Annotated in this window: 21 protein-coding genes and 2 tRNA genes; 11 read left to right on the top strand and 12 right to left on the bottom strand. The window is 68.2% G+C overall.

Annotated elements, in window-relative coordinates; genetic code table 11:
* Positions 1 to 253: 253 nt before the first annotated feature.
* Positions 254 to 1,879, top strand: a complete 1,626-nt coding sequence (locus ABZZ22_RS20720; protein ID WP_354935157.1) for a long-chain fatty acid--CoA ligase — start codon at positions 254 to 256, stop codon at positions 1,877 to 1,879.
* A 12-nt stretch (positions 1,880 to 1,891) separates the two neighbouring features.
* On the opposite strand, the gene ABZZ22_RS20715 is transcribed toward ABZZ22_RS20720, so the two are convergent.
* The 3 genes from ABZZ22_RS20715 to ABZZ22_RS20705 all read right to left on the bottom strand — a co-directional run bounded on the left by ABZZ22_RS20715 (position 1,892) and on the right by ABZZ22_RS20705 (position 5,870).
* On the bottom strand, positions 1,892 to 4,627 hold the full coding sequence (locus tag ABZZ22_RS20715; RefSeq protein WP_354935154.1) for a BTAD domain-containing putative transcriptional regulator: 2,736 nt from the start codon (positions 4,625 to 4,627) through the stop codon (positions 1,892 to 1,894).
* Positions 4,628 to 4,761: 134 nt separating this feature from the next.
* Positions 4,762 to 5,346: a hypothetical protein gene (locus tag ABZZ22_RS20710; RefSeq protein ID WP_354935151.1), complete on the bottom strand. Its 585-nt coding sequence runs from the start codon at positions 5,344 to 5,346 to the stop codon at positions 4,762 to 4,764.
* Positions 5,347 to 5,489: 143 nt separating this feature from the next.
* On the bottom strand, positions 5,490 to 5,870 hold the full coding sequence (locus ABZZ22_RS20705; protein WP_354935148.1) for an MmcQ/YjbR family DNA-binding protein: 381 nt from the start codon (positions 5,868 to 5,870) through the stop codon (positions 5,490 to 5,492).
* 76 nt (positions 5,871 to 5,946) lie between these two features.
* Here ABZZ22_RS20705 and ABZZ22_RS20700 point away from each other — a divergent pair, with 76 nt between their 5' ends.
* From ABZZ22_RS20700 to ABZZ22_RS20685, 4 genes are all read left to right on the top strand, one after another.
* On the top strand, positions 5,947 to 6,411 hold the full coding sequence (locus ABZZ22_RS20700) for a MarR family transcriptional regulator (protein WP_354935145.1): 465 nt from the start codon (positions 5,947 to 5,949) through the stop codon (positions 6,409 to 6,411).
* On the top strand, positions 6,408 to 6,830 hold the full coding sequence (locus ABZZ22_RS20695) for a hypothetical protein (protein ID WP_354935142.1): 423 nt from the start codon (positions 6,408 to 6,410) through the stop codon (positions 6,828 to 6,830). Before ABZZ22_RS20700 ends, ABZZ22_RS20695 begins: the two co-directional genes overlap by 4 nt.
* Before the next feature lie 42 nt (positions 6,831 to 6,872).
* Positions 6,873 to 8,450: an NAD(P)/FAD-dependent oxidoreductase gene (locus ABZZ22_RS20690; RefSeq protein ID WP_354935139.1), complete on the top strand. Its 1,578-nt coding sequence runs from the start codon at positions 6,873 to 6,875 to the stop codon at positions 8,448 to 8,450.
* Between the two features lie 98 nt (positions 8,451 to 8,548).
* Positions 8,549 to 8,621, top strand: a tRNA-Lys gene (locus ABZZ22_RS20685).
* Positions 8,622 to 8,801: 180 nt separating this feature from the next.
* Here ABZZ22_RS20685 and ABZZ22_RS20680 read toward each other — a convergent pair.
* Positions 8,802 to 9,179: a hypothetical protein gene (locus ABZZ22_RS20680; protein WP_354935136.1), complete on the bottom strand. Its 378-nt coding sequence runs from the start codon at positions 9,177 to 9,179 to the stop codon at positions 8,802 to 8,804.
* Positions 9,180 to 9,589: 410 nt separating this feature from the next.
* Between ABZZ22_RS20680 and ABZZ22_RS20675 the strand changes: the two genes are divergently transcribed.
* On the top strand, positions 9,590 to 9,949 hold the full coding sequence (locus tag ABZZ22_RS20675; protein ID WP_354935133.1) for an ankyrin repeat domain-containing protein: 360 nt from the start codon (positions 9,590 to 9,592) through the stop codon (positions 9,947 to 9,949).
* Here the strand turns inward: ABZZ22_RS20675 and ABZZ22_RS20670 are convergent.
* From ABZZ22_RS20670 to ABZZ22_RS20660, 3 genes are all read right to left on the bottom strand, one after another.
* Positions 9,940 to 10,164 carry a hypothetical protein gene (locus tag ABZZ22_RS20670; protein ID WP_354935130.1) on the bottom strand — a complete coding sequence of 75 codons (225 nt, stop codon included), beginning with the start codon at positions 10,162 to 10,164 and terminating at the stop codon, positions 9,940 to 9,942. The genes ABZZ22_RS20675 and ABZZ22_RS20670 overlap by 10 nt on opposite strands.
* Positions 10,165 to 10,323: 159 nt before the next feature.
* Complete coding sequence (locus tag ABZZ22_RS20665) at positions 10,324 to 10,935, bottom strand: TetR/AcrR family transcriptional regulator (protein ID WP_354935127.1); 612 nt, start codon at positions 10,933 to 10,935, stop codon at positions 10,324 to 10,326.
* A gap of 15 nt (positions 10,936 to 10,950) precedes the next feature.
* Positions 10,951 to 11,622, bottom strand: a complete 672-nt coding sequence (locus tag ABZZ22_RS20660) for a biliverdin-producing heme oxygenase (protein ID WP_354935124.1) — start codon at positions 11,620 to 11,622, stop codon at positions 10,951 to 10,953.
* A gap of 428 nt (positions 11,623 to 12,050) precedes the next feature.
* On the opposite strand from ABZZ22_RS20660, the gene ABZZ22_RS20655 reads away from it, so the two are divergent.
* From ABZZ22_RS20655 to ABZZ22_RS20640, 4 genes are all read left to right on the top strand, one after another.
* Entirely contained in the window at positions 12,051 to 13,373 is a 1,323-nt protein-coding gene (locus ABZZ22_RS20655; RefSeq protein ID WP_354935121.1) for a hypothetical protein, read from the top strand.
* 218 nt (positions 13,374 to 13,591) lie between these two features.
* Entirely contained in the window at positions 13,592 to 14,443 is an 852-nt protein-coding gene (locus ABZZ22_RS20650; protein WP_354935118.1) for a DUF1524 domain-containing protein, read from the top strand.
* Positions 14,444 to 14,545: 102 nt separating this feature from the next.
* Positions 14,546 to 15,790, top strand: a complete 1,245-nt coding sequence (locus ABZZ22_RS20645) for a hypothetical protein (protein ID WP_354935115.1) — start codon at positions 14,546 to 14,548, stop codon at positions 15,788 to 15,790.
* On the top strand, positions 15,783 to 16,376 hold the full coding sequence (locus tag ABZZ22_RS20640; protein ID WP_354935113.1) for a class F sortase: 594 nt from the start codon (positions 15,783 to 15,785) through the stop codon (positions 16,374 to 16,376). Before ABZZ22_RS20645 ends, ABZZ22_RS20640 begins: the two co-directional genes overlap by 8 nt.
* Positions 16,377 to 16,454: 78 nt before the next feature.
* Here the strand turns inward: ABZZ22_RS20640 and ABZZ22_RS20635 are convergent, their stop codons facing one another.
* A complete protein-coding gene (locus ABZZ22_RS20635; protein ID WP_183541411.1) occupies positions 16,455 to 16,790 on the bottom strand; it encodes a co-chaperone GroES in 336 nt (111 codons plus the stop codon).
* A gap of 19 nt (positions 16,791 to 16,809) precedes the next feature.
* Positions 16,810 to 17,067: a DUF3618 domain-containing protein gene (locus ABZZ22_RS20630; protein ID WP_354935111.1), complete on the bottom strand. Its 258-nt coding sequence runs from the start codon at positions 17,065 to 17,067 to the stop codon at positions 16,810 to 16,812.
* Positions 17,068 to 17,148: 81 nt separating this feature from the next.
* On the opposite strand from ABZZ22_RS20630, the gene bcp reads away from it, so the two are divergent.
* Positions 17,149 to 17,619, top strand: a complete 471-nt coding sequence (bcp, locus tag ABZZ22_RS20625) for a thioredoxin-dependent thiol peroxidase (protein WP_354935108.1) — start codon at positions 17,149 to 17,151, stop codon at positions 17,617 to 17,619.
* A 9-nt stretch (positions 17,620 to 17,628) separates the two neighbouring features.
* On the opposite strand, the gene ABZZ22_RS20620 is transcribed toward bcp, so the two are convergent.
* The 3 genes from ABZZ22_RS20620 to ABZZ22_RS20610 form a co-directional block, all read right to left on the bottom strand.
* The gene (locus ABZZ22_RS20620; RefSeq protein ID WP_354935105.1) at positions 17,629 to 18,030 is read right to left on the bottom strand and encodes a hypothetical protein; all 402 of its coding nucleotides are present in this window, start codon (positions 18,028 to 18,030) and stop codon (positions 17,629 to 17,631) included.
* A gap of 112 nt (positions 18,031 to 18,142) precedes the next feature.
* Positions 18,143 to 18,224: transfer RNA gene (locus tag ABZZ22_RS20615), tRNA-Leu, on the bottom strand.
* A 50-nt stretch (positions 18,225 to 18,274) separates the two neighbouring features.
* Positions 18,275 to 18,655 carry a DUF805 domain-containing protein gene (locus tag ABZZ22_RS20610; RefSeq protein ID WP_354935102.1) on the bottom strand — a complete coding sequence of 127 codons (381 nt, stop codon included), beginning with the start codon at positions 18,653 to 18,655 and terminating at the stop codon, positions 18,275 to 18,277.
* Between the last annotated feature and the right edge of the window lie 97 nt (positions 18,656 to 18,752).

Below are 18,752 nucleotides of genomic sequence, written 5' to 3'. Positions count from 1 at the left end.
CCGGCGAAGCCGGCGCCCGAAGGGCGTCCTTGAGGCGGCGGCTGATCGAGAAACACTCGAGGAAGGGTCGGCGGCGAACCCTGAAACGAAGAAACCGTCGCTTAGCGAGGTTTCCCCGACGAGAACCGTGTTGGTCTCGACACGCCTCCGCCTAGCGGCTCCAGCGGCTCGACCAGCAGGGAACCAGCCCACCGAACAAGAAGTTGAGCCGAACTCGTTGTGACCCGCGCCACGTTGGGTCACGATGTGCAACATGCAAGGACTGATCCAGGACGCACCGCTGACCATCGAGACGATCATCCGGCGCGCCGAGCGCGTCTTCCCGACGCGGGAGATCGTCACCAAGACCGCCACAGGTCTGGAGCGCAACACGTTCAAGGACCTCGCCGTGGAGGTACGCAAGCAGGCCGGAGTGCTCGACCGGCTGGGCGTCTCCGAGGGCGGCCGGGTGGCGAGCTTCGCGTGGAACACCCTGCGCCACCTGGCGCTCTACTACTCCGTCCCGTGCACCGGCCGGGTGCTGCACACCGGCAACATCCGCTACTTCCCCGAGCAGCTCGTCTACACGTTCAACCACGCAGAGGACGAGGCTGTCTTCGTGGACCGGTCGCTGCTCGGGCTGCTGGCCCCGCTCCTCCCCCAGCTGACCACGCTCAAGCACGTGATCGTGATGGACGACGGCGCGCCGACGCCGTTCCCCGACGACCCGCGGGTCGTCTCCTACGAGGAGCTGATGGCCGACACCGACGAGGCGGTGATCGAGGGCCGGGTGACCGACGAGCGCGCCGCCGCCGGGATCTGCTACACCTCCGGCACCACCGGCAACCCGAAGGGTGTCGTCTACTCCCACCGCTCCCAGTACCTGCACGCCCTGGCCTCCCTGGCCGGCAGCCTCTTCGGCACCAACGACCGTGACCGCGTGCTGCCGGTCGTACCGTTCTTCCACGCCAACGGCTGGGGCTTCGCCCACTCCTCGCTGCTGGCCGGCGCCAACCTGATTCTGCCCGGGCCCGACCTCTCGCCCGCCGGGATCATCAAGCTCCTCGAGGCCGAGAAGGTGACGGTCGCCGCTGGCGTACCCACGATCTGGATGGGCATGGTCCCGCTCCTGAAGGATGCCGACCTCTCCTCGCTGCGCGTGGTCGTCTGCGGCGGGTCCGCGGTGCCGAAGTCGCTCTCGGAAGCCTGGCGCGAGGCGATCGGCCTGCCGATCACCCAGGCGTGGGGAATGACCGAGATGTCGCCGCTCGGCAGCGTCTTCAACGAGCGGGCCGAGATCGCCGACCTGTCCGAGGAGGAGAAGGCGGACTACCGTACGTCGCCGGGCATCCCGGCCGTCGGCGTCGAGCTCCGCATCGTGGAGCCCGGGACCACCGACGAGCTCCCCTGGGACGGCGAGACGACCGGCGAGCTCGAGTGCCGTGGCCCGTGGATCGCGTCGGGCTACTACAAGGTCGACGCGCCGAGCTCCTTCTCCCCTGACGGCTGGCTGCGCACCGGTGACATCGCCGCGATCGACCCGCTCGGCTACGTACGCATCGTCGACCGCACCAAGGACCTGGTGAAGTCGGGTGGCGAGTGGATCTCGACCGTCGCGATCGAAAACCTGATCATGGGTCACCCGAGCGTCGCCGAGGCCGCGGTCGTCGCGGTGCCGCACCCCAAGTGGGGTGAGCGGCCGCTGGCGTTCGCGGTGGTCAAGGACGGCGAGTCGATCACCAAGGAGGAGCTGCTCGGCTACCTCGCCGAGAACCTCGGCAAGTGGCAGGTGCCGGACGACGTGGTCTTCATCGACGAGGTGCCCAAGACCTCGGTCGGCAAGTTCTCCAAGAAGACGCTGCGCGAGGAGTACGCCGACTACAAGCTGCCCACGGCCTAGCTCGAGGCACGCTCAGCCCAGCTGCGCGAGGATCGAGAAGCTCTCTTCCCTCGCGCAGCGGGCATCCTCGTGCTTGCCCAGCGCGGCACGGGTCTCGGCCAGGTGGCCGAGCGCGTCGGCGAGCCCGGGCAGGTCACCGGCGGCACGCAGCTTGGTGACCGCCTCCTCGAAGTGCCCGGCCGCCTCGTCGACCGCGCCGAGCCGCTGGTGGATCCAACCGATGGTCGCGATGACGTTGCCCTCGCTGCGATAGCCAGGCGCGACCCGGCGCAGCTCCGCGAGAGCGGTCTCGCAGTGGCTGAGCCCGGCCTCGTACGCGCCGTCGAGGGCTTCGTAGAGACCCAGCCTGCCGGTGGTCCAGGCCGCCCGGATCGGATCGCCGGCGCGAGCGAAGACCTCCGCCGCCCGAGCCGCGTACGCCGCAGCCCCAGCATGATCGCCGGAAGCCGTGGCCACGGTGGCCAGCCGGTGCAGGGTCTTGCCCTCTGCCGCCAGGTCGGTGGACCCCGTCGCCAGATCGAGGGCCCGACCGAGGTGGTCGAGGGCGTCGGCGACGCGCCCCAAGCGCCCGCAGGCCGCGCCCGCGGCGCGGTGCACGACGCCGAGTCCGGCCGGGTCGCCGCCCTGCGAGACGCTGTGGCGCACACCTGGGAGCGCGGCCTCGGCCAGCGAGGCGAGCTCGATCCAGCGCCCCTGGAGGTCGAGCAGACGCTCGAGGGCACCGATGAGCAAGACGATCCGGTCGGAGGCGATGCCTCGGGCGACGGCGCCGTCGATCACGCGCGCCAGCACGGGCAGCTGCGTGGTGATCCATGCCAGCGCCTCGCCGCTGTCGCCGACGACCTCGATCGTGACCCCGGCATGCATCGGCTCGGCGGCGACGAGATGGTTCTGATGAGGATCATAGGCGCTGTGCACGGACCGAGCGCTGAACACATAGTGGTCGATCATCCGGAGCTCGGCCTCCTCACGCAGGGAGTCCGGCTCGCCCGCGGCGAGGTCGGCGGCGTACTCCCGAAGCAGGTCGTGCAGCACGAACCGGCCGGGAGTGACCTCGATCACCAGGTTGGCCTCGGCGAGCTCGTCAAGCAGGCGCCGAGCCGGCGCTCGGGAGATCCCGGCCAGGCTGGCGGCGGCCAGGACGGTGAGCGTCGGCCCGGGATGCAGGCCGATCAGCCGGAACAGGCGGGCAGCCGGCTCGGACAGGTGCCGGACCGACCACGAGAAGGTCGCCCGGAGGTCACCGTGGCCGCCGCCGAACCCGTCCAGTCGAGACTCACCGAGCTCGTCGGCCAGGTCGGCGAGAGCGTAGGCCGGGCGAGTCGCCGCCCGCGCGGCCACGACGGACAGCGCCAGCGGCAACGAGGCGCACAGCGAGATGATCCGGTCCACGGCCTCCGACTCGGCCAGGAGCCGCTCCTTGCCGAGCCTCCCGGCCAGCAGCTCATAGGCCTCCTCGTGATCGAGCAGGCCCAGCTCGATCGGACGCGCGCCGGCCTCGGCGACCAGCCCGGAGAGCCTGTTCCGGCTGGTCACCAGGGTCATACACCCTTGACTGCCGGGGATGAGCGAGCGGACCTGCTCGCTGTCACGGGCGTTGTCGAGCACCAGCAGCACGCGCTTGCCGGCCAGCCTGCTACGCAGCAGCCCGGCGCGGCCGTCGACGCCCTGGGGCTGGCGGGACCGCTCCACACCGAACGCCTCGAGCACCACCCCGAGCGCGTCCAAGGGGTCCAGCGCGTCGTGCGGGTCGAAGCCGCGCAGGTTCACGAACACCTGTCCGTCCGGGAAGCGCGGAGCGGCCCGGTGCGCCCAGTACAGCGCCAACGTGGTCTTGCCGATCCCCGCCGTGCCCGCGATCGCAGAGATCACCACGGCGCGTCCGCCCGCGTCGATCCGCTCCGCGACCAGCTGGTCCAGCGCGGTCAGATGGTCCTCGCGCCCAGCGAAGGTCGCGACGACCGGCGGCAGCTGCCGCGGGACGACCTCCTCGTGGATCCGTGCCGGCTCGGGCTCGGGATCGTCTCCGTCGAGGATCCGCAGGTGCAGGTCGCGTACGTCCTTGGACGGCTCGACCCCGAGCTCGTCCCGGAGGACCCGGAAGAGCCACTGGTAGGCGGACAGGGCCTCGGCCGTGCGGCCCGACTGCCACAGCGCCGTCATCAGCAGCAGCCACAGGCGCTCCCGGAGCGGATTGGCCCGGACGAATGGACCCAGGTCACCCACCACCGCGGCCTGCCGACCGAGCGCCAGGTCGGCGGCGGCCCTGGACTCGACGGCGACCAGGCGCAGCTCCTCGAGCCGGGCGGCCTCGGTCGCGATCATCGGCGACTCGCCGACCGCTCCGTACGCTCCCCCGGCCCAGAGTCCCAGGGCGTCATCGAAGAGCATGCTGGCCCGCTCGTGGTCCCCGGCCTCTGCGGAGACACGGCCCTGCTCGACCAGGTCCTCGAAGCGGGCCTGGTCGATGTCCGCTCCGGCCAGCGCGTAGCCGTTCGCCCGGCGCTGCAGCCGGCGGCGATCCTCGCCGAGCGCCCGACGCAGATCACGGACACGCTGGTGGAGAAGGTTCACCCCCGTCGCCGGGGGCGAACCTCTCCACAGCTCATCGACCAGCAGGTCGGAGGAGACCGGTGCTCCACGCGCGGCGGCCAGAAGCGCAAGCAGCGTACGCCGCGTGCGCGACAGCCTCTGCGCGGTGCCGTCGTCATCGATCAGCTCGACGGCACCAAGGACCCGGACCCGCACCACACCTCCTGTTGAATGCGCAGCATTACGCCCGAGACGCACTCATCGTCTCATCACCGCACAGATGGTGACGCGTGATGCCGCCAGAAGGTTGCCTGGAGGTTGGTATTCGACCCAGATTCAGGGTCTCTGGCCTACGGGACCCGCCACAGACCGGTCTCGCCGCCCTTGTCGACCTGGAACTCGACCTCTTTGATGTTCACCCCTTCGGGGACGACGAACGGCACCAGGGCCGTTCGCTGATCCTGCGGCTGCAGCCCGAACGGCTTCGGGAACACCTCGCCGCCGTCCACCGACGCAGTGCCGGGCAGGCTCTTGTACTTCTTGCCCGCGGCATCGATGACCGTCGTACCCGCGGCCGGCGAGTCGTCGAAGACCCGCGGCCCCTCGTTGGCGATCTGGACCTCGACGGCCATCACGCGCATTCCCGCCGGGGCCGTGGTGCCGTCGGTGAACGACGTCTCGAAGACGTCCTGCACGATCACCCGCAGCAGGATTCCCGGCGCCTTGCCCTTGATCGTTCCCTCAGCCGTCAACCCGAGCTGCTGGTTCTCCTCGATTCTCTCGGTGCTGTCGACGGTGATCACCTTCTTCTCCATCGCGGGGTTCTCACCGTGATTGTTGCTGTAGAACCCGTAGTCGATGGAACTGTCCGAACCGCAGCCGACCCCGGCCGCCGCGACGGCTCCCCCGAGGACCAGCATGGCCAAGCGTCGCACACGCACTCCTTATGAAATTTGTTGCCATGGATAGGAAATTGTTCCCCCTGATTTACCATGGCAACATGCCGGAGCGCGAGCGGCCGGCCCAGAGCCCAAGGTCCTAATCTCGATTCAACTCTTCCGGCGAGCGCGCGCAAGGCCTACTCCGAGCCGACGGTCGGACGCTCGACGAGATCAGCCAGCTTCGCCGGGGCCTGGATGCAGTAGGAGTCGGTGAGGAGCTCGGCGACCTCGGCCCAGTCGGTCTCGTCGTCGAGGATCATCCCGACGACGTTGCCGCCCCAGCCGGCCTTGAAATACGGATGACCCAGGTGCTCGAAGGCCACCACCTCGTCGGGCTCACCACGGAACATGATCCGGAAGAGCTGGTCCTCACCGCCGAAGACGTGCGCGACCGTCGCCTTGCCGACCTGCCAGCGCACTCCCACCCAGGCGTCCTCCTCGATGCACTTCGGGAACGCGGTGAGGATCTCCCTCAACCGCGCCACCATCGCTCGGGGGACCTCCGGACGCTCAGCCATGCGCCTGATCCTGCCAGGGACCACCGACAGCGATAATTGATATACATGGTTATGATCAACATGTATGGTTTCGACCATGAGCAAGCACACGATCGGATACGTCGCGTGGCGCCTGGCCATGCGTCTGCGGGTGTCGATGGACAGGGCCCTCGCGCCCCTTGGCCTCACCCACGCTCAGTACTCCCTCATCGCCTCCCTCCACGGTCTCCGTGCCTCGGAGGCCCCGACCCAGAAGCAGTTGGCCGACATCACCGGACTCGAGCCGATGTACGTCTCCAAGCTCGCCCGCCAGCTCGAGACGAAGGGCTGGGTCGAGCGCGTCCGCGACACCAAGGACACCCGGGCCGTACGCCTCGCCATCACCACCGAGGGCACCGAGGTCACCCGCGAGGCCATCGCGGTGACCAGCCGGCTGCTCGACCAGCTCACCGCACCGCTCGGCGGCCGCAACAGCAGTCGCGCCACCGAGACGCAAGCAGCGCTCGAAGCGATGCTCGCCGCACCCGTCGACACCGACCCCACACCTGGAGACCGACCATGACCGCTGCCACTCCCCCTCTCACCGGCGCCAACCTGGGCGTCGCCTACTTCGCCATCCGCAAGAACCTTCTCGACGTGCTCGACGACTTCGATCTGACCTTCGAGCAGTCGCTCCTGCTCAACTACCTGCGTCAGGGCGACGCCTCACGTGCCGATCTGGTCGCGTCGACGGCCGACAACATCAAGATCTCAGCGGCCGAGGTCGAGTCACACCTCGATGCCGCGATCGCCCGCGGCCTGATCGCCGACGGACTCACCCTGACCGAGGAGGGGGACCGTCTCCAGCAGCAGATCACCGAGCGCGTCCAGCCGCTGACCAGGACGTTCTTCGCCGACATCCCGGCCGAGGACATGGTCGTGACCGCCCGCGTCCTGGCCACCCTCACCGAACGCGCCAACGCCGCCTTGTCCGCCTCTTAAGGGTCCGGCCAAGAATTTCCGCCAGACCCTAGGATCGGGGCCATGGCCCACGAGAAGTACGACGTAGTAGTAGCCGGCGGCGGACACAACGGCCTCACCGCCGCGGCCTACCTGAGCCGGGCGGGCCTCTCGGTCCTGGTGCTGGAGCGGCTCGACCACGTCGGTGGCGCGGCGATCTCAGCGCAGGCGTTCGAGGGCTTCCCGACCCGGCTCTCGCGCTATTCCTATCTGGTCTCGCTGCTCCCCGAGCAGATCCATCAGGATCTCGGCCTCGACATCGAGTTCGCGTCACGGCAGACCGCGTCGTACTCGCCCTTCCTCGACGGCTCGCGGGCCACCGGCCTGCTCGTGGAGACGCCCGAGGGCGAAGCCACCGCCGCGAGCTTCCGCGCGGCGACCGGGTCGGACGAGGAGTACGCCGCGTGGCAGTCGTTCTACGACGAGGTGGGCGAGCTCGCCCAGGTCGTCGCGCCCACCCTGACCTCGCCGCTGCCCACGGGAGATGCGATCAGGTCGCAGGTGGGTGCGCCGATCTGGCGCGACCTCGTCGAGCGTCCTCTGGGTGAGGCCATCGAGCGCCGGTTCAGCGACGACCTGGTCCGCGGCGTGGTCGCCACCGACGCCCTGATCGGCACCTTCGCCGGGCTCGGCGAGCCCAGCCTGATCCAGAACCGCTGCTTCCTCTACCACCTGATCGGCAACGGGACCGGCGAGTGGCGGGTCCCGGTCGGCGGCATGGGCGCGGTCACCGGGGCGATCGCCAAGGCGGCGTACGCAGGTGGGGCGGAGGTCCTCACAGGCGCGACCGTCACCTCGATCCGCGGCGGTGCGGTCGGCGAGAGCGCGGAGGTCACCTGGACCGACGCCTCCGGCTCTCACACGGTAGCCGCCGACTTCGTGCTCTCCGGCCTGGCCCCGTACGTCCTCGACGGCCTCCTCGGCCGCACCCCCTCTCCCACGACCAAGCCAGTGGGTGCCCAGCTCAAGATCAACATGCTCCTCGAGCGCCTCCCCCGGCTGCGCTCCGGCGAGGACTCGAAGGTCGCCTTCGCCGGCACCCTCCACCTCGGCGAGTCCTACTCGGAGCTCGAGAAGGCGTACGCCGAGGCCGCCGCCGGGTCGGTGCCGACCGAGATGCCGGGCGAGGTCTACTGCCACTCGCTGACCGACCCGTCCATTCTCGGCGACGTGCCGCCCGACACCCAGACCCTCACCTACTTCGGCCTGCACGCCCCGGCCACCCTCTTCGAGGATCCGGCCACGCGTGAGAAGCGCAAGGCCCAGGCGGTCGAGCGCGCCATCGCCTCCCTGGACCGCCACCTCCTCGACCCGATCGCCTCCGTCGTCGCGCGGACCGAGGACGGCAAGCCGTGCATCGAGGCCAAGATCCCCCAGGAGATCGAGGCCGACCTGGCCATGCCCGGCGGCCACATCTTCCACGGCGACCTCGCCTGGCCCTGGGCCCCCGATGACGCCGACCTGACCACCCCCGCCGCCCGCTGGGGCGTCGCCACCGACCTCGGCACCGTCCTCGTGTGCGGCTCGGGTGCCGTACGCGGCGGCGCCGTCTCCGGCCTCGGCGGCCACAACGCCGCCCAGGCGGTTCTCGAGCTCCGCTGACCACACCGCTGATCCGGCGCACCCTCGATTTGGGGCGCATCCGAGCCCGCTGCTAGTGTTCTTCTCGTCGCCGAGCGCGCAAGCAGCTCGCGGGACGTGCGCCATTAGCTCAATTGGTAGAGCAGCTGACTCTTAATCAGCGGGTTGTAGGTTCAAGTCCTACATGGCGTACATCGAAATCGGCCCTCACCTGGACTTTCAGGCGAGGGCCGGTTCTTTGCTATCTAACCGGCGCACACAATTGGGCACACAAAGTCCCGATTAGCTCGCTTGCTGGTCGGGGTTGCCGTCCTCCTCGCCTGCGTTTTTCGGGTCCTCGAATCAGCCTCTCGAGCATCGCCGAAACCCGGCTCAGTCGTCGAGTCTCACTGTCCCGAACTTGTCGGGAAGGTCCTGCGGGGTGACCCCCGGCGCGAGGTACAGGACGTAGGCGCCGATCGGAGAAGCCACCGCGACGTCCGGATCGAGGCCGGGGGTCCGGTTCAGCATGATCGTGCGTGCGTACGACCCACAGCGCAGGGTTCCGTCCCCGAGTTCGTTCCCGCTGACGACCTCTTCGGTTGTTGTTGCCTCCGCGTAGGCGACGCCGCCGAAGTCGACCGTCCTGAGGCACGAATCGGGTGCCTGGCGCTGATGCCAGACGACCAGCGCTACGGCAACGACGCCCAACATGACCAGTCCACTCACCCATCGCCGCACGCGGCGAGGGTAGCGGGCAACGTTGGGCATTCGCTGCCGATCCCTGTCAACCGTCAGGTCACCAGCATCGGCACATCCGCTGGTCCCATGGAGCCACGCCCGGCGACGTAGCTCCGCGCGGATCGGGAAGCCCCCCGCTCAACCAGTCCGGGGTGAGGACGAATGCGGGGATGAATGCGCCACGATCCCCTACGAACAACCATGAACACCAATATGCCCAAGACGGCCCGTTGAGCGCACGGCCGAATGACAGCCATGCAGCCCTGATCTATCAGCCAACCCGAACGAACCGCGTTCCCGCACGCCTCCTCCCACGACTCGTAGTCCAAGTCCGCACGATTCGACACCCGACCCGCCCGCTCCGGTCGGTGTCCTCGCCGCCGATACGCTGCCCTCGACCGCGCCGACACCTAGCCCCGTGGACACGATGGAGGACGAAGTTGACTCCCGCGCATCTAGCTGTCGAGCACGAGGACCTACCGGCGTTACGGGATCTGCTCGACCACGGTACTGACCTCGAGGAGGTCGACGAAGGTATGACCCTTCTCCAACACACGGTCGAGGTGGAGATCGACGGGCACATCCAATCAGGAGATCCGTTGCGTGTTGATGTGACGGCCTACCTTCTAGCAAGGGGTGCTGATCCGCTCGCCTCGGCGCTGCCCGGCATCGGGTCGGCCTTGCACATGGCTCAGGTAAACGGTCATTGGCTCGCGGTTGCTTTGATTGAGGCGCAGCTGCGGCGGACAACTAACGATCAACCCGAGTTCAGGCCGAGTGCGAGCTGCGGTCATCGCTGACTCCGCCACTCATCCGCGAACGCCCGGACCCCTCGAACGATCGCCCGGCCCCACACGAGCACGACCAACACGTAGAGCGGCACCACCAGCGGCAACAGCCACGGTTCGCGCACGCCTAGCCCCGTGACGCAGGCAATCATCAGCACCACGACCCACCACCAACGAGTCCAACGCGGCCAGACCCGATCGAGCACCGAATTCACCTTGTCAAGCACCGCGCAATAGTGGCATCCGGACTCGTCGTCCGCCGCCAGATCAGACGATCGCTCACCAAATGCCGAACCTCACCTCCGGCCTCCGCCCCGATCCCCAGCGGTCCTTCTCGACCCGACCAAGAAGCCCGTCATCGCGATCGGCGCCTGAGAGGCTCACTGCTAAAGAAGCGGATCGGATTCCTCGCTTCGCAGGAGACCACCGACCGCGCGGAGGACGAACTCCTCGACCCGCTCGGCGGGGACATGGCGCGCGCCGAGCACGACGTGGATCAGGGAGAGGGTGGCGCCGACGTCGGTGATGGCGAAGATGCCCTGCTCGACGCCCCGCTCGAGGATCTCGGCGAGGACCTGCTCGACGGCGACGACGTGCTCGCGGATCTCCTGGCGGGCCTCCGCGGGGAGCGCGCCGTAGACCTGGGGGCCGAAGCCCATGTAACCACGCTGTTTGTGGAGCGGGGTCTCGCCGAGGCTGAGATGGCTGCGTACGTAGATCCGCAGCCGCTCCGCCGGCTGATCGCTCGCGGCGAGCTGATCCTGCAGGGCCGCGACGTACTCCGAGGTCTCGTGGGTGGCGAACGCGACCATCACGGCGTCGCGGTCCTTGAAGTGGTGGTAGATCGCGGTGCGTCCGATCCCGGCGCGCTCGGCCAGCTTCGACATGCTGATGGCGTCATAGCTGCCTTCGAGCATCAGCTCCGCGAACGCGGCGAAGATCCGCTCGCGCACCAGCCTGCGGTGCTCGAGGACGTTGTCCGCTGCGATACGGGGCACGGGGCGGACCTCAGCTCACTTGCGATAGACGTCGAGGCGAGCGCCGAGCTCCTCGAAGAGGGCCTGGTTGAGACTGAAGGCGACCTGGACCTCCTCGACGATCCGGATCTTCTCCGCGGGGTCGAGATCCAGCGCGTCCAGACGCGCGCGGTAGCCGTCCTTGTAGGGCTTCGGCTTGGGGATCTCGGCGAACTCGTAGAACGCCACCCCTTCCCCGTCGAGCTCGAAGAACCGGTCGAGCAGCCGGCCGATCGCCTGGCCGCCGGAGAGGTCACCGAGGTAGCGCGTGTAGTGGTGAGCGGCGTAGAGCCCACCCCAGCTACGAGTCGCCTCGATCCGAGCCACGTACGCATCGGCGGCCGCCGACTCCACGGAGCCGTCGTCGACTCCCGGCGCCCACACGGCCAGGTCGGCATCGATCGCGACCAGGCGCTCCAGCGCCACGTCGTGGACGGCTGCGGCGACGGCGTCGGTGGCGGCCAGGTCGCGACCCACCGCCTCGAGCGCGGCATAGACCTTGCGCAGGCGCAGCAGATAGTCGGCGTACCCCTGCTCGTTGACCCTCCCGGCCAACAGCTCCTCCATGAACGAGGAGCTCTCGGCTGCGGTGTGCTGGGCTCGGGAGCCCTCACGCATCAGTGCGGAGAGCGGGGCGCTGGAGATCTCGTCGACGAGTTGGGCAGACATAGGTGCTCCAGTGAGGTCGGGGCGTCAAGTGAACGGCGTTCCGAGAAAGATACTGACACATTGTCAGAAAGCCCTCAAGCCTCTACTTAGGTCAGCCTAACTGGTGGCTCACCATGATTGAGGCCGAATTTTTGACATCTGGCCCCAGTGGAACATTCCAGGCACAGGATCCATACGACAGATCCATATCGAGGACCACGCCATGGACCCAGGGGCATTTCCTCGTCGAGGTCGACCTCCAGCACGACGTGTTACCAGCGAAGTTACGGGCAGATTGTGCGACCTCACGCATGTGGTCGACGGTGAATCGCCGTGACTAGACTCCCCGCTTCGTCACGGCGAGTCACAGCAACCGGGGGGCTGCAGATGCTGGCTTCTACTCGTCGTGCCCTGTCATCGACAGTTATCAACACCATTGGAGAAGTCACTTGCGCTCCCCACTCTCGGTCCGCGGAGCCGCCGTTGTCGCGGCGACCGCGATGATCGGTCTTTCCGTGACCGCGGCCCCGGCGACTGCGGCGGAGAAGCCTCAGGCCAAGGCCTCGTCGGTCGCTCTGACCGTCAACGTGTCCGACAAGGTCAAGGTCGACACCGGCCGCTACACCGCCACCTACAACGGCAAGAAGACCGTCAACTCGGGCACCAACAAGCCGGCCATGCCGGTCCTCGCGGGCGACCAGCAGCTGCTCTCGGTCGGCGTCTTCGCCCAGGACGCGGCCGCTGCCCTTCAGAACGGCACCGCGTACTCCGGCGCCTGCTCGGCCCTCGCCGGCAAGGGCGCGACCCTCGTCTCGATCGGCGACGGCTCGAGCTGCGTCAAGCCGGGCAAGGCCGTCACCGTGAACCTCGCCGAGCTCGACCTCAACAAGCTCGGCGCGACCACCGACTACCTGCTCAACGACGAGAGCAAGGACTTCCACGTCAAGCTCGGCCCGGTCAACGACCTGGTCCAGACCGTCGTCTCCGGCGTGCTCACCAAGGTCGGGGGCCTCGCGGTCGGCGTTGACCTCGACGCCGCGGAGAGCACCTGCATGGCGCAGGGCACCAAGTTCAAGGGCAAGACCCAGCTCAAGAACGCCGCCGTCACCGTCAACGTCCCCGGCAAGGGCGACATCAAGGTCGCCGACCTGCCGGCGAACCCGAAGAAGAACACGACGGTCGTCCCCGACCTCTCCCCGGTGACCGACGCCGTCCTCGGTCGCGTCGACACGCTGCTCCAGTCTGGCCTGAAGACCAGGGACGGGCTCGCCGGCCTGGACATCTCCATCCGCGTCGACCTGATCGAGCACATCAAGGAGCAGCTCGCCGTGCTCCTGAAGGGCCTCGAGACCGACCTGGTCAAGCTCACCATGAACAAGCAGACTCTGAACAAGCAGGCCGGGACCGCGAAGTCGCTCGAGGTCTCTGCCCTGGACATCAAGGTCCTCGACGCGGTGAAGAAGGTCGGCGCTCCGACCGCTGCCAACGTCGCCATCGGCACCAGCACCTGCGGCACCAACGGCCTCACCCTCGCCGAGGAGAAGGCCGCGGCCACCGGTGACAAGAAGAACGTCGACCTCGTCGTCTCCGGCGACAAGTCCGACCCGGACACGAGCCTAGCTGTGAAGCCCGACAACGCCCCGGCCAACGCCGAGCTGAACCTGCTCTCGTCCCCGGCCGCCAAGGGCGGGTTCGCCGCCGGCGCGCTCGCGCTGCTCGTCGCCGCTGCCGCCGCCACCCGGTGGTTCCTGCTGCGCCGCGCACAGGCCTGATCAGGCTGATCAGTACGCACCTGTAGGACCGCCGTAGAACCTGCGGCACCCGGAGTCCCGGGCCAGGCATCGAGCCTCGGCCCGGGATTCCCATTTCTCCTGGAAGCAGGAAGTTTCTGGGCGGCGCGCCTGCGTGCCACCCGCCACGGGATCCGCCAAGGTTGAGCCGCCCCGACGCTCCCCAAGGGCACCCTTCCCCCTCGCTCTGGAGTCACTTCATGCTGCGCCCGTTGGCGACCCTGTTCGCCGTCGCAATCCTCTGTTCCGGCTGCGCCGAGATCTCCGAGCCCGACGCCGCCGTCCAAGCCGGATACGGCGCCGGCAGCGGCGAGGAGGTCAGCCTTCCGCTGGCTGAAGCCATCGCGAAGCTCCCTGTCGCCGAGGAGGTCAGCTCCGGCTACGAGCGGGAGAAGTTCAAGCACTGGGTCGACGCAGACGGCGACTGCCAGGACGCGCGCGACGAGGTGCTCGTGGAAGAGTCGACGAAGAAGGCCCGCGGCAGGTGCGATGTGACCAAGGGCGAGTGGTTCTCGGAGTACGACGGCGTCACGCTCAAGCGCCCCGGCGGTCTCGACATCGACCACATGGTCGCGCTCAAGGAGAGCTGGGAATCCGGCGCCCACGCGTGGAGCGACGAGGAGCGGGAGGCGTACGCCAACGATCTCGGCGACCCGCGCGCGCTCATCGCCGTCACCGCCGCGACCAACCGCAGCAAGGGCGACCAGGACCCGGCTGACTGGATGCCCGACGCCCCGGCCTACCACTGCACGTACGCCGCGGACTGGGTCGCCGTGAAGATCCGCTGGAGCCTCTCGGCGGACCGGGCGGAGAAGGCTGCGCTCGAGGACATCGCCGCGGGTTGCGACAATCCCGAGATCACCGTGCGGCTGGCCCAGGTGAACCCGCCGGCGGGCGGCGAACCGACCGCGAAACCGGGCGGCGGCGACCCTCGCTTCGACACCTGCGCCAAGGCGATCTCGGAGGGGTACGGACCGTACTGGAAGGGTCGTGACCCGGAGTACGACTGGTACCGCGACGGCGACAAGGACGGATCTGTCTGCGACAGTTGACCCAGACACCGGGATTCCGCATGTCAGAAGGGATACCCCAGGCCGTAACGTACGGGGCTACTCGGCCGTTGGGTGTGACGAAGGTCAAAGGGAGGGATTTACGTGCGCACAAAACTCATCGCGCGAGGGACTGCGGTAGCGGCCGCAGCCGCCATGGTCGCCTTGTCGGCCGCACCTGCGAGCGCCGCCACGGTGTCGCAGGCGTCCGCGACCGCGCTGAGCCTCGAGCTCGCCAACGCCCGGGCGACGGACTCAGGCACCTATGCCGTGACCAACGACGGCTCCACCGAGTCCTCAGAGGGCACCAACAAGCCACTCATCACCGCACTGGGCGGCCAGGACGCGATCCACGTGGGCACGTTGGCCCAAGATGCGGTCGCCAAGAGCAACGCCACCTCGGCGGCCTGTTCCGGCGTCGCCGGTGACGGTGCGACCCTGGTCGCTGCGGGCTCCGGCAACTGCCTCAGCGGCGGCGACAACATCAAGCTCGACGCGGCCAGCCTCGACTTCAGCGACCTGGAGGTGATCCAGTCCGACCTGTTCCAAGGCATGGACAAACAGGTCCAGGACGCGCTGAAGCCGTTCCAGACCGAGATCACCGGCGCGCTCGACCAGCTCCTTGCCCCCGTGGTTGACGGGTTGGACGGCGCAGGTCTCTACGTGGACCTCGGCGCCGTGCAGAGTCACTGCACCGCCAACGACGACACCGCGCGCGGCGACAGCACGATCGCCAACTCGTCCGCCTACGTGGTCCTGCCCGGTGGCAAACGGGAGACCATCGTCGAACTGCCGGTCGACCCCGCGGTGAACCAGAAGGTCGTCACCGACCTCTCCGGCGTGGTCGACGTCGTCATCAAGGGCCTGCGCACCCAGCTGGCCAACGGCCTCGGCGGCGCGCTCCAGCCGATCGACCCCATCGTCGTCGAGCTGCAGAAGCAGGTGCTCAACACCCTGCTGACCTCGATCGAGGGCCAGCTTGCACCGTTGGAGGACAACCTCCTCGACATCACCCTCAACGCCCAAAACACCTCGCCGGGCGCGATCACCGTGACCGCACTCGACGCGAAGATCCTGCCCGCGGCCGAGCCGTTCGTCGGTGGCCCGCTGACGCACCTGACCATCGGCACCAGCAGCTGCGGCCCGAACAGCCCGGCTCCGAAGACGGTTGTCAACAACCCGCCGCCCAAGGCAGCCAACCCGCCGGCCACGGTCCCGACCGTGGTGACGGCCGGGATGGAGAGCTACGACGACGGCAGCGCCGGACGCACCGCCCTCGTCGCCCTGCTGCTCCTCGCGGCCGCAGGCGCCGGTGCGGCGACGTACCTCCGCATGCTGCGACGTGGCTGACACTGCCAATGACTCGCCGCCGCGGCTTGCCGCGGCGGCGAGCGGACTCTGGACCGCGTTGGTCGTGCTCGCCGTCGCGATGGTGCTGGCCGGCCTGATGTGGCCGAGCGGCAGCGCCGCGGTCGAGGTGCCGCCCGGCGCTCCGAAACGACTGGAGCTGCCCGGGCTGAACACCAAGGCCAAGGTCGTCCCGATCCGGCTCGACGGCGAGGTGCTCGATCCCCCGCGCAACCCGCGCGAGATCGGCTGGTGGGTCGGCAGCGCCAAGCCCGGCTCGGCGCAGGGCCAGACGGTCGTCACCGGCCACACGGTGCACACAGGTGGCGGCAGCCTCAACAAGCTCGACCACATCGAGGAGGGGCAGGAGGTCGACATCGTCACCAAGGACGGGACCTTCCAGCACCAGGTCGACTCCGTCGAGGTGCTCAGCCGCAAGGAGCTGGCCAAGCAGGCCCGACGCATCTTCGGTCAGGACCACGGCGACGGCCGGCTGGTGGTCATCACCTGCACCGACTGGAACGGCTCGAGCTACGACAGCAACATCGTCGTTTTTGCGCACCGCTTCAACGCCCTACCCAAGAAGTAATGCCGAGTCGGCGCATCCGACCCCTCTCGCTCGCTTCGCTTCGCGAGACACGGGGTCAGATCCGCCGACTCGGCAGGGTTACAGGTACAACCCAGTAGATTCGTCAGCGATCCGCTCCGCCGCAACAGCGTGCACATCCCGCTCGCGCATCAGCACGTAGACCTCTCCGGCGACCTCGACCTCAGGCTTGTCGTCGGCGTCGAAGAGCACCCGGTCACCGATCTCGACGGCACGGGCGTGCGGGCCGACAGCGACCACGCGTGACCAGGTGAGCCGCCTGGCCGCCCCCATGGCGGCCGTCGCCGGGATGACGATGCCGCCCGACGAACGGCGCTCACCGGCGTCGGCCCCGACCTCGACCAGCACCCGGTCGTGGAGCATCTTGATGGGGGTCTTGTCGGTCACGTCGGTCATTGCCTTGCTGGTGTGGGGGTCAGTTGACCTTGGTGATCTTACGCAGCGCCGCCATGAGCACGACGGTGCCCACCACCCCGCCGACGGTCTTTGCGATGTTGCCCATCCTGGGCTCTCCGGAGACGGGGTCGACGTAGACCGCCTTGACGGCCGCCACCTGGCGCTGGACGATCGTCTTCGGGCTGCCCCGGTAGATCAGCTCATCGATGGTGCCTGCGAGTCGCTCACGGATCTCTTCGATCTCGGACTCGAGCGAGGAAGTCTGGTCCTTGGACATGCGCAGACCTTAGCAACCGGCGTACGTCCACTGCGTGCTCCACCGCTGCGGTTCGCTCGATCTCTTGGGTAGGTTGTCGACATGACACGTCTCGAGCCGGGCGATGTGGCCCCCGACTTCATCCTCCCCGACGACACCGGCGCGGAGGTCTCGCTCAGCAGCCTCCGCGGTCGCAAGGTGATCGTCTACTTCTACCCCGCCGCGATGACCCCCGGCTGCACCAAGCAGGCCTGCGACTTCACCGACTCGATCGACTCGCTGAAGGCAGCCGGCTACGAGGTCATCGGCGTTTCGAAGGACAAGCCCGCCAAGCTCGCGAAGTTCCGCGAGCGTGACGGGCTCACCATCACCTTGGCCTCCGACGAAGACCTCTCGGTGCACAAGGCGTACGCCACGTACGGCGAGAAGAAGCTCTACGGCAAGGTCGTCGAGGGTGTGATCCGCTCGACGTTCGTCGTCGATGAGGAAGGCAAGATCGAGGTCGCGCAGTACAACGTCAAGGCGACCGGTCACGTGGCCAAGCTCCGCCGCGACCTCGGCCTGGCTTCCTAGGGCTCGGTCCTACTGCTGGTCGCCGGGCTTCTGGAAGTCCGGCGGCGGCGGTACGTCCCCCGGGATCTCCTTGGGCGGCTCGACCACCACGGGGCCGGCGCCCCACTTGGCGCCGGTCTCCTTCAGCCACTCGCCCGCGTGGGCGGCGGCGTCGGTCGCGGCGACGCCGACCTGGAGCAGACCCGACAGCGCCTGGTTGCGCGGCGAGTCGGCGTCAGGGGCGGACCCGATCTCGACCCGCTTGGCCTCGATCTGCGCCTTGAACTCGCCAGCCTTCACGACCGTCTTCTCGCCGCCGGTGACAAGGTGGGGTGCCGACTTCACCTTGGCGTCCTCAACAGCGGGCTTGGCGCCTTCGACGCCCTTCTGGACGCCATCGCGCCAGTTGGACGCGTTGTCCTTGAACGACATGAGTTCATCCCTCTCCATGGATGGGGTGTTGTGCTTCCATCCTTGGGGGTCAGGGGCCTGATGTCCATCAGGATCGTCCCTGGGACTCCCCGGGTCGGACCCGGACTCTGTGTGCCGAAGGCGGGACTTGAACCCGCACGCCCTAGAGCACAGCATCCTAAGTGCTGCGTGTCTGCCAATTCCACCACTTCGGCCGAGCGGCGATCAGTCTAGAGACTGATCGCCGCTCGTGGTTAGCCGCCGGTCAGGCGACGTTGTACTTGTCGCCCTCGGCCTTCTCCGGGAGAGCCCAGAAGACGATCAGCACGATGATGCCGATGCAGGTCAGGTAGAGCAGCTGCCACCAGCCGGAGCGGCCGGTGTCGTGCAGACGGCGGGCGCCGACGGCGAGCTGCGGGACCAGGATGGCGAGCGCGAAGAGGCCGCCGATGATGGAGCCGGCGGTCGAGTCGGCGCCGAGGATCACGTTGATCGCCATGTTGACGACCACGGCGAACAGCCACGGCCACCAGAACTCGGACCGGCTGGCGCGGCCCTCGAAGGTGGCGTACTTCTTGAAGAAGCGCACGATGGCGTCGCGGGGCGACGCGCCGCGGAGCGGCTGGCTGAGCGAAACTTCGCCCACGGGGCCAGCACCGTACGGCTGCTGGGGCGGGGGCGGCGGGTAATCCGTCACTTCGGATTTCTCCTCATTGAGATGGGTTGGATGTGCGAAACCTAGT

The sequence above is a fragment of the Nocardioides sp. NPDC006273 genome, from assembly GCF_040613495.1.
In the GTDB taxonomy this organism is placed as follows: Bacteria; Actinomycetota; Actinomycetes; order Propionibacteriales; family Nocardioidaceae; genus Nocardioides.
The sequence above is the reverse complement of the archived record's forward strand: the minus strand, read 5'-3'. Positions and strand labels throughout refer to the sequence as shown.